At 64.4% G+C, this 16776-nt stretch carries 12 protein-coding genes; 5 read left to right on the top strand and 7 right to left on the bottom strand.

Annotated features, from left to right (window positions below; translation table 11 throughout):
- Positions 1 to 214 precede the first annotated feature (214 nt).
- From C515_RS22885 to polA, 7 genes are all read right to left on the bottom strand, one after another.
- Positions 215 to 631, bottom strand: a complete 417-nt coding sequence (locus C515_RS22885) for an SMI1/KNR4 family protein (RefSeq protein WP_081686683.1) — start codon at positions 629 to 631, stop codon at positions 215 to 217.
- Positions 632 to 1027: 396 nt separating this feature from the next.
- Positions 1028 to 2239 carry a heme biosynthesis HemY N-terminal domain-containing protein gene (locus tag C515_RS0101500; protein ID WP_028454085.1) on the bottom strand — a complete coding sequence of 404 codons (1212 nt, stop codon included), beginning with the start codon at positions 2237 to 2239 and terminating at the stop codon, positions 1028 to 1030.
- Positions 2236 to 3276 carry a uroporphyrinogen-III C-methyltransferase gene (locus C515_RS0101495; RefSeq protein WP_028454084.1) on the bottom strand — a complete coding sequence of 347 codons (1041 nt, stop codon included), beginning with the start codon at positions 3274 to 3276 and terminating at the stop codon, positions 2236 to 2238. The genes C515_RS0101500 and C515_RS0101495 overlap by 4 nt, the downstream gene beginning before the upstream one ends.
- Positions 3277 to 3333: 57 nt before the next feature.
- Positions 3334 to 4083, bottom strand: a complete 750-nt coding sequence (locus C515_RS0101490) for a uroporphyrinogen-III synthase (protein WP_028454083.1) — start codon at positions 4081 to 4083, stop codon at positions 3334 to 3336.
- Positions 4080 to 5012: a hydroxymethylbilane synthase gene (gene hemC, locus C515_RS0101485; RefSeq protein ID WP_043647622.1), complete on the bottom strand. Its 933-nt coding sequence runs from the start codon at positions 5010 to 5012 to the stop codon at positions 4080 to 4082. Before hemC ends, C515_RS0101490 begins: the two co-directional genes overlap by 4 nt.
- A gap of 84 nt (positions 5013 to 5096) precedes the next feature.
- Positions 5097 to 6935, bottom strand: a complete 1839-nt coding sequence (locus tag C515_RS0101480) for a type IV pilus assembly protein FimV (protein ID WP_144290294.1) — start codon at positions 6933 to 6935, stop codon at positions 5097 to 5099.
- A 294-nt stretch (positions 6936 to 7229) separates the two neighbouring features.
- The gene (gene polA / locus C515_RS0101475) at positions 7230 to 10001 is read right to left on the bottom strand and encodes a DNA polymerase I (RefSeq protein ID WP_028454080.1); all 2772 of its coding nucleotides are present in this window, start codon (positions 9999 to 10001) and stop codon (positions 7230 to 7232) included.
- A 154-nt stretch (positions 10002 to 10155) separates the two neighbouring features.
- Here polA and C515_RS0101470 point away from each other — a divergent pair, with 154 nt between their 5' ends.
- From C515_RS0101470 to C515_RS0101450, 5 genes are all read left to right on the top strand, one after another.
- Positions 10156 to 10479 (top strand): DUF2782 domain-containing protein, encoded by a 324-nt coding sequence (locus tag C515_RS0101470; RefSeq protein ID WP_028454079.1) that lies wholly within the window; start codon positions 10156 to 10158, stop codon positions 10477 to 10479.
- Between the two features lie 184 nt (positions 10480 to 10663).
- A complete protein-coding gene (locus tag C515_RS0101465) occupies positions 10664 to 11602 on the top strand; it encodes a homoserine kinase (protein WP_028454078.1) in 939 nt (312 codons plus the stop codon).
- Between the two features lie 113 nt (positions 11603 to 11715).
- A complete protein-coding gene (locus C515_RS0101460) occupies positions 11716 to 13107 on the top strand; it encodes an FAD-binding oxidoreductase (protein ID WP_028454077.1) in 1392 nt (463 codons plus the stop codon).
- Positions 13108 to 13178: 71 nt separating this feature from the next.
- Positions 13179 to 15353: a type I secretion system permease/ATPase gene (locus tag C515_RS0101455; protein ID WP_051304502.1), complete on the top strand. Its 2175-nt coding sequence runs from the start codon at positions 13179 to 13181 to the stop codon at positions 15351 to 15353.
- 1 nt (position 15354) lies between these two features.
- Positions 15355 to 16776 (top strand): HlyD family type I secretion periplasmic adaptor subunit, encoded by a 1422-nt coding sequence (locus C515_RS0101450; RefSeq protein ID WP_028454075.1) that lies wholly within the window; start codon positions 15355 to 15357, stop codon positions 16774 to 16776.

The following is a 16776-nucleotide window of genomic DNA, read 5'->3' as shown; positions in this document are numbered from 1 at the left end:
GATAGTTAATGCAACCTGGTTGCGCAACCATGTTGCAAAAACTGTAGCGGTGCGCCGTTGGCAAAGCTGCGATACAACACGGAGCCGTGCCGTGCTGCGGGCACGTCGCACCTGCGCGTGGCACACCGATATACTGCGGTACAGTCAAAAAACGGCGACGCTGGTGCATAAAACAACATTGCCAGGGATCGGCATGAAATTTTCATGCAGCAAATCATGCATCTCTAAATTCAAGCGCATTTAGAAAAAAATCAAAGCTGTTGCACACTTTGAATACATCATGTGAATCCGCTGTCAGCAGGAGAACATTACCTGCAAAGCAGGGCTCAAGTGAAATGTAAAACACATTTCCACCATCATCAAATCCGAATGGAATGAACTTATCGACAACACCCCATTCGAGAATATCTGCATGAATAGTCTCTACCGTTTGTTGCCCATACCTGATCGGAAAAAATCCCTGAAACGAAAAATCACTCTCCTCGCCTTTCACATGATTTTCTTCAGGATAACCACCATTACTGAATTTATAGTGCAGAATAAAAGAAGCAGGCAGATCAGCCCCCACAAGACCACCCAACTTCTTGAAATCATCATCAGACAGAGCGAGTTGTGAATCTGCAATAATCATAAAAATCCTTTGACTGAAAAAATAATTTTTACCCCTGATTTTCTGTTACTGATTGGCACGTCCTGAGTGTTTTCTCACTATTAGCACCCCACTGATTAACGGCAGCGCCCCGGGGGGGCGTGACTGATAATCAGCAGGATTAGTCCTTCCAGTTTCTTTCGCGTTATGACGAATCATGAGCCACGACCAGAATCACGCTCTGCAGTCCAACTATGCATTTCTGCTCGGGATTTGCGCAGGCAACCCTTGATCAGAAAACAGCAAGGGCGCCGGGGCGGTTGGCCCGGGCGCCCTTGCTGGCGGTCGAAAAGTACAGGATCAGCAGTAACCGGCAACATACCCGGCAATGGATAGCCCTATAGCCCAATCAGGGAAATGGCTATAGCTGGATACCCGTCAGACACCGATTTCACCCTTTTGCAGGGCCAGGCTCAGGCTGGCGCGGTAATGACGGTTGGCGGCGTCGTCGCGCTCCAGTCCTTCGAGCATGGCGGCCAGTTCGGCGTGGGCGACGGCGGACGGCGCGACGGCGATGCTGGCTTCGAGGTAGTTCTGTGCCTTGCCCCACAGGGAGTGGCGGCGGCACAGGCGCCCCAGCGTCAGCAGCAGGTCGGCGTCATCGGGGTGCTGCTTGAGCCAGGCTTCGGCCATTTGCAGCTGGCCGACCTGTTCCTGGTCATCCAGTTCCAGCTGGCCGTAGATCAGCGCCAGCTCGCTCGACCATTCGCCGTCGGTGAGGGCTTTTTCGATCAGCAGGCGTGCTTCGTGACCTTCGCCCAGCGCCACATAGGCACGCGCCAGCTCGCCCACCAGCAGGGCGTCGAGCTGCTCGCTGGCCGGCAGCTTTTTCCACCAGTCCTTCAGCTCGCGCAGCGTCAGCGTCTGCTGGCGCAATTGCAGCAGATGCGCCTGGCGTTTCAGGCGCAGCGCCTGATCATCATCGATGGCCTCGCTCTTGAGCAGCTGCTCGGCCAGACGGATGACGGCATCGTGCTTTTCTTCGCGCTGGCGCAGACGCAGCTCGAGCTTGAGCGCGGCGGTGAGCTTGGGCGAATTCGCACGCGCGCGCGCCAGTGCGACATCGGCGTCGGCATAGCGGCGTTCGTCCAGATACAGCTCGGCCATGGTCATGGCGGTGGCGAGGTGCTCGCTGCCCAGTTTCTGCTGCAGGGCGGCAAAGAGTGCGTCGCGGCGCTCGAAATCCCGAATGGCATGCGCTGCGCGGGCGGCCAGCAGGGCATTGACCGCATAGGTTTCCCGGTCGTCACACAGCTTGAGCGCTTCGCCGGCCAGCCGTTCGGCGCGCTGGTAGCGGCCCTCGAAAAAGGCCAGGCGCGCGCCGCGCTCCAGACTCAGCGCTTCTTCCTGGCGACGGCGCAGGCGGTAGCGCTTGACGCGCTCGGGCAGGCCGCCCAGCTCGACGAGCAGGCGCACCAGCAGATAGAGCACGGCAACGGTCGCCACCAGCAGCACAATCATCAGGTTCAGCGACAGTTCGATGCGCCAGGGCGGCACGATCAGCAGCGCATAACCGGTGTTGAGCTCGGCAAACTGGGTCAGACCCACGGCCAGGGCAAACAGGCCAATCACCCACAACAAGGCTTTCACGGCGTCACCTTTTCACTGGCGAGGCGGGCGTTCTGCACGGCGGCGAGGCTGGCAGCCAGCGTGGGCAGCTCGATGACGACATTCTGCTGCTGCAGGCTGGCCAGTTCGCTGCGGAACTGCCGCGCGGCCGGGGTCTGGCCGTCGAAATACTGCTCGGCATAGCGCTGGGCGGCGGCCAGGTCGGCACGGTAGGCGGCATCATTGCGCATCAGCAGCGCGGTGCGCGCGTCGAGCAGGCGCAGCTTGATGTTCTCGCGCAGGAAAAAGGCCTGCTCGGGCGACAGCAGCACGGCGTCGGGGCGGTCGAGGCGGCGGATGCGGATCAGCTGGCTGAGTTCATGCCAGACCTCGGCGCCAAAGCGCTCGAGTTTCGAAGCCTGCCCGACCGCCGGGGCCGGGATGCTGGCCGAGCGGGCGTCGTTGAGCGCCAGCGGCAGCACGTCAACCTGATTGGTCAGGTTGTCCAGCCGCGCGCTCAGGCCGACCAGATCGACAAAGGGCAGGCTTTTCAGCGCGGCCGTATCGCGGGCGATGGCCTGGCGCAGCGCAATCAGCTCCGGGCGATTGAGCTGCGCGAGCTTCTGGTCAACGGCAGTCAGCGCGGTGAGCGCGGCATTGACGTTGCCGGCCAGCTGCAATTGCTGGCTGGCGAAATTCAGCGTCTGCTCGACCTCGGCCAGACCGCGCTGCGTTTCGCCGCGCGTGAGTGCTTCGTACATCGCGGTCAGATTGGCTTGCTGGCCGGCCGTGGCCGTTTGCTGGCCGGCCACCAGCTGCAATTGCTGCTGGAGGCGGGCTTGCTGCTCCTGCAGCGCTTTCAGCAGTTTCTGCTGCTCGGCCTGCTGGCTCACGCCGCTGGCAAGCTGGCTGGCCACGGCTTCGCGCAGGCGGTTGAGCTCGTGCTGCTGGTTGAACCACAGCGCGGCCACCGCCAGCAAGGTCGCGCCACCCAGCACGATGGCGGGCGAGACGCCCTTGCGGCGCGCCGGCGGTTTCAGGGCGGAAGCCAGGGAATCGCTTGCTTGTTCCTGCGTCATGGTTGTTCCAGTCGTCAAACAGGGTCAGTAAAAGGCAGTGCTTGCCGCTTGAAGCGTTCAGGCAAAATGTTGCTGCAGGGTCGCGACCATTGCCGCATCGCCGGTCGCCGACAGCAGGATCTGCCCGGCTCCTTCGGCCTGCAGCGCTTCGGCAATGCGCGCATGCGGCACGCAATACAGCTGCGATTGTAACGATTGCCGCGCTGCGGCTCCACCCAGCCGGAACAGGTGTTGCGCGGCTTCCGAACTGGTGACCAGCATGGCGTCACAACCGCGCTGCAGTTCCAGCAGCAGTTGGCCGGGCGTCAGCTGCGGCGGCTCGCGGCGATAAGCCTGCACGACCTCGACGCTGGCGCCGCGTGCGCGCAGCGTATCCGGCAGCAAGTCACGCCCGCCGTTGCCGCGCAGCAGCAGAATGCGCTGGCCCGCCACGGCATTCATGCGGGGTATGGCCAGCAAGCCCTCGCTGTCAAAGCTGGTTTCCGGATATACAAGGTTATGTATGCCGGCAGCCTGGGCGCTGCGCAGGCTGCCCGGCCCCACCACGGCCAGCGGCAGTGTGGCCGGCCAGCCCGCGGGCAAGGCGGCAAGCACGGCCGAAATGGCCGAAGGGCTGACCGCGATCGCCAGATCATAGCTGGCCAGTTGCGCCAGCGCTGCCTGCAGGGGCTGCGCATTCTCGGGCGGGTGTATTTCCAGCAGCGGCAGCGCAAACACCTCCGCACCGGCCTCCTGCAACAGCGCGCTCAGCACCGCTGCCTGCCCGGCCGGACGTGTCACCCAGATGCGGCGGGTGGCGAGGCTCATGCGCCTTGCGCCAGGGCGTGCAGAATCGGCGTGGCCCCCTCGGTGCGCAGCAGGTCGGCCACCTGGCCGCCAAGCGCCGCGGCGGATTTCAGCGTGCCGTTCGATTCGGCGTAGACGCTGGCGCTGCCATCGGGCCAGGCCACCAGGCCGCGCAGGCGCAGAAAGTGTTCGTCCTCGACGGTGCAATACGCCGCCAGCGGCACCTGGCAGGAACCATTGAGGCGTTGCGACAGCGTGCGCTCGGCCGTGACGCAGGCCGCCGTCGGCGCGTGATTGAAGGGTGCGAGCAGCGTCAGCAAATCGGCCCGGTCGGCCCGCACTTCCAGACCCAGCGCGCCCTGGCCCGGTGCGGGCAGGCTGTCATCCACGCTGATCAGGCTGGCGATGCGCTCAGCCAGCCCCAGGCGCTTGAGCCCGGCGGCGGCGAGGATGATGGCGTCGAATTCGCCGTCATCGAGCTTTTTCAGGCGGGTGCCGACATTGCCGCGCAGCGGCTTGATGACGAGATCGGGCCGGCGGGCGCGCAGCTGGGCTTCGCGGCGCAGGCTGGCGGTGCCGACCACGCTGCCTTCGGGCAACTCGTCGACCGATTGATACCGGTTCGAGACAAAGGCATCGCGCGGGTCTTCACGCTCGCCGATGGCGGCCAGCGCAAAACCTTCGGGCAGCACCATGGGCACATCCTTCATCGAATGCACGGCCAGATCGGCGCGACCATCCTGCAGGGCGGCTTCCAGTTCCTTGACGAACAGGCCCTTGCCGCCGATCTTGTTCAGCGTGACATCGAGAATGCGATCGCCCTGCGTGGTCATCCCCAGCAGCTCGACTTGCAGCTGCGGATAGCGCTGCTCCAGCCAGGCCTTCACGTGTTTGGCCTGCCACAGCGCCAGCGGGCTTTCACGGGTGGCGATCACGACTCGGGACGGCATGGGCTGGCTCACGGCGGGCTCCGGCAGGCAAAGGAAAAGGCGGCCAGTTTAACATGGCCGCCTTGTGGCTCCGGGAAAACGGTCTCAGCCGGATTTCTTGTCGACCAGCTGGTCGATGGGCGAGCGCCCTTCGGCCGGTTTGTCGGGCGTGTCGAGCTCCAGCGGCGGCAAGTCCAGCGAGATGGCTTCCGGTGGCTGGATTTCGCCATAGGGCTTTTTCTCGGGCAAATGCGTGTCGGGATGGCTGAAGAAGTCCATCAGTTCCGCATCCTTTTCTGCGGCAGCCGCTGCTGCCCGGGGTGTTTCACCCGAAGCCGCAGCGAGGGCACGCTCGGCATCCAGCGCGAGATCCGGCTCGGCCCTGGGCGGCTCGGCCTTGGGCGCCGCCTCCCTGGCGGGCCGCTCGTACAGCGGGTTTTCCGGATCGAGCCGCGCACCGATATTGCGCACCAGCTCCCAGTCGTCGTGGTCGTGCGGCTGGTTGAGGAAGCGCCGCGCGAGGATGGCGTAGTCGGACTTCATCGCCTGCTGGCGGAACAGGCGGAACAGCATCAGCCAGCGCTCGACATCCTTGGGCGACTCGTTGATGGCCTCCTGCAACACCTCGATCGCCTCATCGATCTCGCCCTGCGAAATCAGCAGCGTGGCGCGATCCATCAGCGACACATCGGCGTCAGCAACTTCGATACCGTTGAGCATGATGGTGTGACGGAACTGCGATTGCTGCGTGAGTCTTTCATCCTTGCTGCGGGCCGCGCGCATGGCGAGCTGCGTCATCACCGCCGTGCGCGCAGCAGCAAAGCTGGAGGCGATCTGGTCGTCATCCCAGTCTTCACGGCGCCGCCGGCGCATGCGCCAGACCCAGAAACCGATCAGCCCGCCCAGCACCACGCCGCCCAGTGCCAGCCAGCCCAGTTGCCCCATACCCGGCGCCTGATACCGTGGCGTGGCCTTGGGCGCCGTCTCTGCCGTTGGCTTGACGGGCGCGGCGGCCTGCGCGGCAGGCGAGGCCGCCTGGCTGGCGACGGCCAGCTGGCCCGTGGCGCTGGCCAGTGCCGCGGTACTGGCGTTCAGCGCATTCAGTCGCGTCTGCAGCTGGGCCACCTCAAGCTCGAGCTTGCCCTGTAGCTCTTCCATCAGCGCCACCTTGCGCTCCAGCTCGGCGATGTAATTGGCATCCTTGATCGGCGCAGCCGACAGGCGCGGCTTGCCGGCAGCAACGCCGGGCTCGCTGAGCGTCAGGCTGGGGCCGGCGGGCACACCACTGGCCGTGCTGGTCGCCGGCTTGCTGACCGGAGCCGGACGCGGCCGGGCCGGAATGACCACCCGGCTGCCAGCCGGAATCGTGGCATCGGGATCGCCGATGTCCGGATTGGCCTTTTGCAGGCGGGCCAGATCACGGCGATAGGCCGCCGTACCGGGCTGATTGCGGCGCGCCGCCAGCTCGGCCAGCGTGGTGTCTTCCTTCATCAGCCGCCCGCCACGCGTGACCACCGGCGGGCTGACATTGACAGCCGTCGTCGGCGCCTCGACGGGAACCGGGGCGGGGTCAAGAAAAACGGTAAATTGCCGGCTCCACTGAATCTGGCCGCAATCCAGCTCGACGAGGAAGCCCACCATCGGCTCGCCCACGGCATTGTAGGAGCGCACCACCAGCGTCGCGCCGGCGTCGCGCTCGATCAGCTGCACCTGCGCCTGCCCGATGCTGGGCAGATCCCCGCCGTCGGGAATCACGCGGATGCACCGCTCGCTGAGCTGTTCATCGGGCCCCAGCTGCAAGGCAATGCGGCCGACATAGGGCTGACCGATGTGGGAAACCGTGCGGATGTCACTGGCGGAAAACGCCATGGCCGCATTCTGGACGGCAAAGCCGGCAAGCATGCTGGCCAGCAATCGGGAATAAGGTGGAAGAGCGTGCTGCATGCCAAACTCCTTGCCCTGAAAACCTGACTTGTTTTTCAATTTTCGTCAGGATTTCACTGTAGAACAGCATGGCCGGCGTACAACTGCTATTTGCAATGCAGCATTTACTGATGAATCAGGCTTGCAGACCCGCGTTTGCCGCGAGGCCACAGCCAAACAGGGGCGCGCGGCTTTTGCAAAACCGGCCCTGCCTGTCAGCGGGGATCCGGCTGGCTGACAGGGCTTGCACTTGGCGCACCATGGTTTAAAAAGACTGCCCCGTGCGAGCGTGTGCCGCACGGGTGCGTCGTTTGCTCAGTGCGCCTCTTCCCAGTTGGCACCCACGCCCACTTCGGCGAGCAAGGGCACGTTCAGCCCGGCAATCGCTGCCATGCGGCGCGGCAATTCGGCTTTCACCAGGTCCAGCTCGGCTTCGGGCACTTCCATCACCAGCTCGTCGTGCACCTGCATGATCAGCCGGCTGGCGAGCTTCTCGTTCACCAGCCAGTTCTGCACGGCGATCATCGCCAGCTTGATCAGGTCGGCCGCCGTGCCCTGCATGGGCGCATTGATCGCCGCGCGCTCGGCGCCGGCGCGGCGCATCGGGTTGGGCGACTTGATCTCGGGCAGCCACAGCCGCCGGCCGAACACGGTTTCCACATAGCCCTGCTCGCGCGCGGTGTTGCGCGTGTTTTCCATGTATTCGGCCACGCCGGGGAAGCGGTGGAAATAGCGCTCGATAAAGGTTTTCGCCGCCTCGCGGGTGATGCCCAGCTGGCTGGCCAGACCGAACTGGCTCATGCCGTAGATCAGGCCGAAATTGATGGTCTTGGCGTAGCGGCGCTGCTCGCTCGTGACCTCATCCACCGTGCAGCCGAATACCTCGGCAGCGGTGGCGCGATGCACGTCCATACCCTCCGCAAACGCGCGCATCAGGTTCGCGTCTTCGGAAAGGTGGGCCATGATGCGCAATTCAATTTGCGAATAATCCGCCGACACGATCACATGCCCCGGCGGCGCGATAAAGGCCTCGCGGATGCGCCGGCCTTCCGCGGTGCGCACCGGAATGTTCTGCAGGTTGGGGTCGCTGGAGCTCAGCCGCCCCGTCACCGCGACGGTCTGGTTGTAGCTGGTGTGCACGCGGCCGGTGGCCGGGTTGACCATCTGCGGCAGCTTGTCGGTGTAGGTCGATTTCAGCTTCGACAGCGCGCGGTGCTCCAGCAGCACGCGCGGCAGCGGGAAGTCTTTCGCCAGCTCTTCCAGCACCTCTTCGTCGGTCGATGGCGCGCCCTTGGGGGTTTTCTTCACCACCGGCAGCTTGAGCTGCTCGAAGAAGATTTCGCCGATCTGCTTGGGGCTGGCAAGGTTGAAGGGCTGGCCGGCCAGCGTGTAGGCCTCCTGCTCCAGCTCGACCAGCCGCAGGCCGATTTCGTGGCTCTGGCGCGCCAGCAGCGCCGAGTCGAGCAGTACGCCGTGGCGCTCCATCGCATAGAGCACGTCGCGGCTGGGCAGCTCGATGTCGCGGTACACATAGGCCAGCCGGTCAGTGATGCGCGGCAGCAGGGTATAGGCCAGACGCCGAGTAATATCGGCGTCTTCCGCCGCATACTCTGCCGCCTTTGTCACTTCGACCTCGTCGAAGCCGATGGCCTTCGCGCCCTTGCCGCACACCTCTTCGTACTTGATCGTCGTTTCGCCCAGCTCGCGCTCGGCCTGGTCGTCCATATTGTGGCGCAGGTGGCTGGCGAGCACGTAGGACATCAGCAGCGTGTCATCCTGGATGCCGGCCAGCGCAATGCCGTGATTGGCGAACACATGCTGGTCGTACTTGAGGTTCTGGCCGACCTTCTTGTGTGCGGCCGACTCCAGCCACGGCTTGAGTCTGGCCAGGGTCTCATCGAAGGGCAACTGGATGGGACAATCGGGGCCGCGATGCGCCAGCGGCAGATAGGCCGCCTCGCCATCGGCCACCGCGAACGACATGCCGACCAGCCGCGCCTGCATGGCATCCAGGCTGGTGGTTTCGGTATCGAGCGCCACCAGCTCGCAGGCCTGCAGTTTCGCCAGCCATTGCGCCAGCGTGGCTTCGTCCTGGATGGTGACGTAATGGCGCTCGACCGGGCCAGCAGGCGGGGCGGCGGCCGGAGTTTCGACCGGGGCGACATCGGCCTCGCTCACATCGCCGAACAGGTCGCCGCTGCTCATGGCGGCGCTGGCGGGCGTCGCCAGCCTGGCCTCGGCTTCGCGGGTCCAGGTCTTGAAATTGAAGCGCTTGAACAGATTGAGCAGCGTCGGCCAGTCTTCGCTGTGCGGCGCGAGATCGGCAATGCCGTCGGGCAGCTCGCTCGCCAGATCGACATCGCACTTGATCGTCACCAGCGTCTTCGCGGTCGGCAGCCATGCCAGGCTGTCGCGCAGGTTCTGCCCGACCACGCCCTTCACGGTGTCGGCCTGCGCCACGAGCGCGGCCAGCGTGTCGTATTCGGCCAGCCATTTTGCCGCCGTTTTCGGTCCGCACTTGGGCACGCCGGGAACGTTGTCGACCGTATCACCCACCAGCGTCAGGTAATCGACAATCTGGTCGGGCCGCACGCCGAATTTCTCGAACACGCCGGCTTCGTCGAGCACTTCGCCACTCATGGAGTTTTCGATACGCACATGCTGGTTCACCAACTGCGCCATGTCCTTGTCGCCGGTCGACAGAATCGTTTCGATGCCCTGTTCGGCTGCGGCCATGGCCAGCGTGCCGATCACGTCGTCGGCCTCGACGCCGTCGACCATCAGGATTTTCAGGCCGAACGCCGCCACCGCCTGGTGGATGGGATCGATCTGCACGCGCAGCTCGTCCGGCATCGGCGGGCGCTGCGCCTTGTATTCGGGGTAGATGTCGTCGCGAAAGGTTTTGCCTTTGGCATCGAAGACGCAGGCGATATAATCGGCCGGCGTGGTTTCCCGCAGCTTTTTCAGCATGTTCACAAAGCCGTAGATGGCATTGGTCGGCGTGCCGTCCGGCGCCGAAAGCTCACGGATCGCGTGGAAAGCGCGATACAGGTAGGACGATCCGTCGATGAGCAGCAGCGTGGCCATGCGTAAAACCTCTATACTTCGTTGTAAGAATTGTGTGCAGCGCAAGCCGCACCCGGATATTACCGCCTGGGTCGTGATTGTTCCGCTGTTTTTGTCTGCTGCTTGCCGTGAGCGTGGCCTGTGCACCGCGCCGCTACCGCCAAAGGATCGCACCATGAACCGACTGCTACTCCCCGCCCTGTTCGCTGCCCTGAGCCTGCCGGCGCTGGCAGCCGATGATCCGGCCGCGCCGCCGCCGATGCCGGAAAACACCGCGCCGGCCACGCAGGAAGCGGAGCCGGAAGTGCGCATCGTGACCGAGGAAAACCGCACGCTGACCGAATACCGCCTCAAGGGGCGGCTGTACATGGTCAAGATTACCCCCAAGAGCGGCAAGCCCTACTATCTGGTGGATGAAGCCGGTGCCGGCAACTTCACCCGCCGTGATGAGCCGCTTCCGGCACTGAGCGTACCGCGCTGGGTGCTTTTTGAATGGTAAGAAGGGTATACATCCAGAACCTTTACTGCCATTAGGCTACAAGCCAATACCCATTAAGCCCTGAACAAACAGGCACGCTGCGCCCTGCAGCGGCCTGCAGCAGACCTGACCGGGACCGCCCGGAACGCCGCCTTGTTCACCCCTCACCCGTCTATGCCGGGCCCTCGCCCAATCTGGAAATCGCATGTCCGTTTTTACCACCGTAACCGAAGCCGATCTGCAACCCTTTCTGAAGCGCTATGCCCTGGGCACGCTGGTCGAACTCAAGGGCATCGCCGCTGGCGTCACCAATACCAATTACTTCGTCACCACCAGCCACGGGCGCTACGTGCTCACGCTGTTTGAAACCCTGATGACCGACGAGCTGGATTACTACGTGAAGCTGATGGCGCATCTGGCGCAGCATGGCATCGCGGTGGCGGCACCGATTGCCAATTTCGACGAACAGTATGTCGACGAACTGAATGGCCGTCCCACGCTGCTGGTGAACTGCCTGCCCGGCGTGGTGGTCGAGGAGCCGAACGCGATCCAGTGCGGCGAAGTGGGCGAAATGCTGGCGCAGATGCACCTCGCCGCGCGCAATTACAGCGGCCACATGGACAATCCGCGCGGCCCGCACTGGTGGACGCACACCGCCGCCGAGGTTTACGGCTACATGCCTGACGACGAAGCGCGCCAGTTGCACGATGAAGTGCTGTTCCAGGCCGAGTGGTCGCGCAACGAGTTGCCGCGCGGCGTCGTCCACGCCGACCTGTTCCGCGACAATGTGCTGATGAATGGTGACCATGTCGGCGGCTTCATCGATTTTTACTACGCCTGCAACGACACGCTGCTGTACGACGTGGCGATTACGCTGAATGACTGGTGCGTGACGGCCGATGGCGACATCGATGCCGAGCGCGCGCGTGCGCTGCTGGCCGCCTATCAGAGCGTGCGCCCGTTCAGCGAGGCCGAGCTCGCCGCCTGGCCGGCCATGCTGCGCGCCGCCGCACTGCGTTTCTGGGTGTCGCGCCTGTACGATTTCCACAAGCCGGCTGCCGGCGCGCTGACCTTCGCCAAGGACCCCGGCCATTTCCAGCGCGTACTGAGCAAGCACATTGCCCGCAGCGATTTCTGGCTGTAAACCCACACGCCAGTGCAACAAGCATTCTGCAGGTATACAACTGAAGCCTTTTGCAATCAATCAATCGAAGGGCATATCCAATAGGGTATGCCAGGACTTCACGGGGCACGCGCATGTCTGCTGATTTTCTTGCCGCGCTGGCTGCGCTGACCGACGCCGCCGGCGTACTCACCGGCAGCGCCATGGATGGGTATCTGCTCGACCAGCGCCGCCGCTATCAGGGCAAGGCGCTGGCGGTGGTTCGCCCGCGCACCACCGCCGAAGTGTCGGCCACGCTCGCCCTGTGCCACCAGCACCGCATTCCGGTCGTACCACAGGGTGGCAACACCAGCCTGTGCGGGGCGGCCACCCCGGATGACAGCGGCCGAGCCATCGTGCTGTCGCTGTCGCGCATGACCGGCATCGAACAGCTTGATCCGGACAACAACACCATTACCGTGGCAGCCGGCAGCACGCTGGCCGCCGTGCAGCAGGCCGCACGCGCCGCTGGCCGCCTGTTTCCGGCCGACTGGGCCGCCGCCGCCAGCTGCCAGATCGGCGGCGCGCTGGCGACCAATGCCGGCGGCATCAATGTGCTGCGCTACGGCAATATGCGCGACCTGACGCTGGGGCTGGAAGTGGTGCTGGCCGACGGCACGGTCTGGAATGGCCTGCGCGGCCTGCGGAAGGACAACACCGGTTACGACCTCAAGCAGCTGTTCATCGGCTCGGAAGGCACGCTGGGCGTGATCACGCGTGCGGTATTGCGCCTCTATCCGCGCCCGACGGCGCATGCCACGGCGCTGGTACACGTCGCCCACCCGCGCGCGGCGCTGGAGCTCTTGCGCGGCCTGCAGGCCAGCGTGGGCGACCGCATCACCTCCTTCGAGCTGATTTCGGCGCCGTGCATGACCCTGCTGGCGCGCCACTGCCCGCAACTGCCGCAACCCTTCCAGCCCGCGCCGGAGTGGATGGTGCTGGTCGAACTGGCCGATGGCGGCGACAGCGACGCGCTGACCGAGCGTCTGGTCGAGGCACTCGTCACGCTGGGCTTCGAGGATGCGTTGCTGGCACAGAACCCGAGCCAGTCGGCGGCCTTCTGGGCACTGCGCGAATCGATTCCCGAGGCGCAGCGGCTGGAAGGCGTGAGCATCAAGCACGACATCAGCGTGCCGATTTCCTCGATTCCGGATTTTCTCGACGAATGCGGTGCGGCGCTGCAGGCGGCGTATCCGAACATCCTCATCATTGCCTTTGGCCATCTGGGCGACGGCAATCTGCACTACAACCTCTTCCTGCCCGACCACAGCAATGCCGTGTACGCCGAGGAAGAGCGCATCAATGCCATCGTCTACGCACAGGTGGCGCGCCGGCAGGGCAGCTTCAGCGCGGAGCACGGCGTGGGACAACTCAAGCGCCACCTGCTGGCCAGATACCGCGATCCGGTGGAAATCGCGCTGATGCGGCAGCTGAAACAGGCGCTGGACCCGCAAAACTTACTCAATCCTTGCAAGGTTTTGCCCTGATTGTGCAAGGGTGATTGCTGCGCTGAGGGTGGCGAGTTAAGCTTGGGCAACAAAAAAGAGAAGCACACCGGATGAGCAACGAAGCGACTTACCGCCCGCAGGCCTTCGACTGGCATGTCGGCGAGCATCAGGCCCACTTTGATCCGCTGCTTGATTGCCTGGCGGAGATCACCCGCCTCAATGGCGAACCCTGGACCCGCGAAGCACTGTCGGCCGGCCTGCCACTGGAAGAGAACCGCCTCAGCCCCTCGCTGCTGCCGCGCGCCGCCAGCCGTGCCGGCCTTACCGCCCGCGTGCTGCGCCGCGAGCTGGACGATCTCGACCTGCGGCTGATGCCCGCCATCCTGCTGCTCAACGACCAGCGCGCCTGCGTGCTGCTGGGCCGCGCGGCCAGCGGCAACTACCAGCTGCGCTTTCCCGAGGCCGCCGAATCGGCCGTCGAATACACGCCCGAGCAGCTTGCGGCCTGCTACAGCGGCATCGTCGCCTATGTGCGCCCGCGCTTCCGCTTCGATGCGCGCACGCCGGAACTGGGCAAGGTGCGTGCACGCCACTGGTTCTGGGGCGTGGTGTTCGACAACTGGCGTCTCTACCGCGATTCGCTGCTGGCCGCGCTGATGATCAATCTGTTTGCGCTGGCCGTGCCGCTGTATTCGATGAATGTCTACGACCGGGTGGTGCCCAACCAGGCCTTCGACACGCTGTGGGTGCTGGCGCTGGGCGCGCTGCTGGTGCTGGGTTTCGATTTCGTGCTGCGCACGGCGCGCGGCTACATTCTCGACGTGGCGTCCAAGCGCATCGACATCACGCTCTCGACGCTGATCATGGAGCGCGTGCTGGGCCTGCGCATGGCCGCGCGGCCAGCCTCGGTCGGCTCGTTTGCCGCCAATCTGCGCGCCTTCGAATCCATGCGCGATTTCATCGCCTCGGCCTCGATGGCCACGCTGGTCGACCTGCCCTTCGTGCTGATCTTCCTGCTGGTACTGATCTGGATTTCGCCCTGGCTGCTGCTGCCGCCGCTGGTGGGCATGCTGCTGATCGTGGTGTTTTCGCTGCTGGCGCAGGCCAAGATGGCGGCGATGGTCGAGGAAAGCCAGCGCGCCACGGCGCAGCGCAACGCCACGCTGGTGGAAAGTCTCACCGGCATCGAAACGATCAAGACCGCCACCGCCGAGGGCGAATTCCAGCGTCGCTGGGAACGCGCCACGCTGTTCCTGGCGCAAAAGGGCGGGCAGCTGCGGCTGCTGTCGAGCACCACCATCAATTTTGCCCAGCTGATTACCCAGCTGGTCTACATCGTCATGATCATCGTCGGTGTCTACCTGATGGCCGAGGGCAAGATGTCCATGGGCGGCATCATCGCCGCGTCGATGCTGTCGGGTCGCGCCATGGCGCCGCTGGGCCAGATCGCGGGCCTGCTGATGCAATACCAGAATGCGCGCAGCTCGCTGGAGGGCATCGAAAGCCACATGCAGATGCCCGTCGAACGGCCCGCCGAGAGCACCTTCCTGCACCGCGCGACCTTCCGGGGCGACATCGAATTCCGCGATGTGCACTTTGCCTATCCGGGGCGCGACGATGCCGCGCTGGCCGGCATTTCCTTCCGCATCAAGGCCGGGGAGCGCGTGGCGCTGATCGGCCGCGTCGGCTCGGGCAAGACCACCATCGAAAAGCTGATTCTTGGCCTCTACCATCCCGACCAGGGCTCGGTGCTGGTCGACGGCGTCGATACGCGCCAGATCGACCCGGCCGAATTGCGCCGCGCCATCGGCCATGTGCCGCAGGATCCCATCCTGTTTTTCGGGTCGCTCAAGCAGAACATCGCCCTGGGCGCGCCCTTTGCCGACGACGGCATGATCATCGCCGCCGCCGAGCTGGCCGGCGTCAACGAGTTTGCCGATGCGCACCCGCGCGGTTATGACATGGCCATCAGCGAACGCGGCGAGTCGCTGTCCGGTGGCCAGCGCCAGGCCGTCACCATCGCGCGCGCGGTGCTCAACGATCCGCCCATGCTGCTGCTGGACGAACCGTCGAGCGCCATGGATCACCAGAGCGAGGAACGCCTCAAGGGCCGGCTGCGCAAATACATCGCCAGCAAGACCGTGGTGCTGGTGACCCATCGCACCTCGCTGCTGGAGCTGGTGGACCGGCTGATCGTGCTCGATCACGGCCAGGTGGTCGCGGACGGCCCGAAATCGCAAGTGGTCGAAGCCCTGCAGCAGGGTCGCATCGGACGGGCAGGCTGACATGGACATCCGCATCAAGCAGGACAACCGATTCGCGCGCGGCTGGAACGCGCTCGTCACCCGCAGCAGCGGCTGGTTCGACCGCTATCTGCTGCTGCGCAATGAAAAGCAGCGCGGGCAGGAAGACGATTTCATCACCGATGCCGACTGGGTGATTGCCGAGCAGAATCCGCGCGGCGCACGCATCCTGGTGCGCTGCTCGCTGCTGGCCATCGCGATGCTGATCATCTGGGCGGCCTTTGCCCAGCTCGATGAAGTCACCAAGGGCGAAGGCAAGGTGATTCCGTCGCGCCAGCTGCAGGTGGTGCAAAGCCTGGATGGCGGCATCGTGCAGGAAATCAGCGTGCGCGAGGGCCAGCAGGTCGAAAAGGGGCAATTGCTGCTGAAAATCGACCCGACGCGCTTTGAATCGTCGCTGAAGGAAAACCGCGCGCAATACCTGTCGCTGCGCGCCAAGGCAGTGCGCCTGGAAGCCATTTCCACCGGCAAGCCCTTCACGCTGCCGGAAGAAGTGCTGACCGAAGCGCCGGAAATCGCCAGCCAGGAAGAATCGCTGTATCTGTCAAAAATGGCCGAGCTCGACGCCATGGTCGGCGTGACGCGCCAGCAGGCCGCCCAGCGCAGCCAGGAAATGAACGAAGTGCGCGCGCGGCGCGATCAGGCCGCGCAAAGCTACGACCTGACCATGCGCGAGCTGGAAGCCACCCGCCCGCTGCTCAAGAGCGGCGCGGTATCCGAGGTTGAACTGCTGCGCCTGGAGCGTGATCTGGCGCGCTTTCGCGGCGAGCGCGACTCGGCAGCAGCCCAGTTGCCGCGCATCCAGTCCTCGATCGGCGAATACAGCCGCAAGATCCAGGAAGTGGAGCTGACCTTCCGCAACCAGGCCCGCTCGGAACTCGCCGAAACCATGGGCAAGCTCAACAGCCTGTCGGAAGGCAGCGTGGCGCTGGCCGACCGCGTGAAGCAATCCGACATCCGCTCGCCGATGAAGGGCATCATCAAGCGCCTGCATGCCAATACCGTCGGCGGCGTCGTGCAGCCGGGCAAGGACATCATCGAAATCGTCCCGGCCGACGACAGCCTGCTGCTGGAAGCCAAGATCCTGCCCAAGGACATCGCCTTCCTGCGCCCCGGCCAGCCCGCGCTGGTCAAGTTCACCGCCTACGATTTCGCCGTGTACGGCGGGCTGGAGGCCGAGGTGGTGCAGGTCGGCGCCGATACCGTGACCGATGACAAGGGCAATGCCTTTTACGTGATCCAGGTCAAGACCAACAAGGCTTATCTGGAACGCGCCGACAAGCGCCTGCCGATCAAGCCGGGCATGGTCGCCGAAGTGGACATCCTGACCGGCAAGAAGAGCATTCTGGGCTACCTGATGAAACCCGTACTGCGCGCCAAATCCAGCGCACTCACCGAACGCTGA

Source organism: Chitinilyticum litopenaei DSM 21440, from assembly GCF_000428145.1.
GTDB classification, from domain to species: Bacteria; Pseudomonadota; Gammaproteobacteria; order Burkholderiales; family Chitinibacteraceae; genus Chitinilyticum; species Chitinilyticum litopenaei.
The sequence above is the reverse complement of the archived record's forward strand: the minus strand, read 5'-3'. Positions and strand labels throughout refer to the sequence as shown.

Bases quoted from the DNA above. Each gene is read 5' to 3' on its own strand.
- C515_RS22885 (WP_081686683.1), bottom strand. From the start codon at position 631: ATGATTATTGCAGATTCACAACTCGCTCTGTCTGATGATGATTTCAAG.
- C515_RS0101495 (WP_028454084.1), bottom strand. From the start codon at position 3,276: ATGACGCAGGAACAAGCAAGCGATTCCCTGGCTTCCGCCCTGAAACCG.
- C515_RS0101490 (WP_028454083.1), bottom strand. From the start codon at position 4,083: ATGAGCCTCGCCACCCGCCGCATCTGGGTGACACGTCCGGCCGGGCAG.
- hemC (WP_043647622.1), bottom strand. From the start codon at position 5,012: ATGCCGTCCCGAGTCGTGATCGCCACCCGTGAAAGCCCGCTGGCGCTG.
- C515_RS0101480 (WP_144290294.1), bottom strand. From the start codon at position 6,935: ATGCAGCACGCTCTTCCACCTTATTCCCGATTGCTGGCCAGCATGCTT.
- polA (WP_028454080.1), bottom strand. From the start codon at position 10,001: ATGGCCACGCTGCTGCTCATCGACGGATCGTCCTACCTGTATCGCGCT.
- C515_RS0101470 (WP_028454079.1), top strand. From the start codon at position 10,156: ATGAACCGACTGCTACTCCCCGCCCTGTTCGCTGCCCTGAGCCTGCCG.
- C515_RS0101465 (WP_028454078.1), top strand. From the start codon at position 10,664: ATGTCCGTTTTTACCACCGTAACCGAAGCCGATCTGCAACCCTTTCTG.
- C515_RS0101460 (WP_028454077.1), top strand. From the start codon at position 11,716: ATGTCTGCTGATTTTCTTGCCGCGCTGGCTGCGCTGACCGACGCCGCC.
- C515_RS0101455 (WP_051304502.1), top strand. From the start codon at position 13,179: ATGAGCAACGAAGCGACTTACCGCCCGCAGGCCTTCGACTGGCATGTC.
- C515_RS0101450 (WP_028454075.1), top strand. From the start codon at position 15,355: ATGGACATCCGCATCAAGCAGGACAACCGATTCGCGCGCGGCTGGAAC.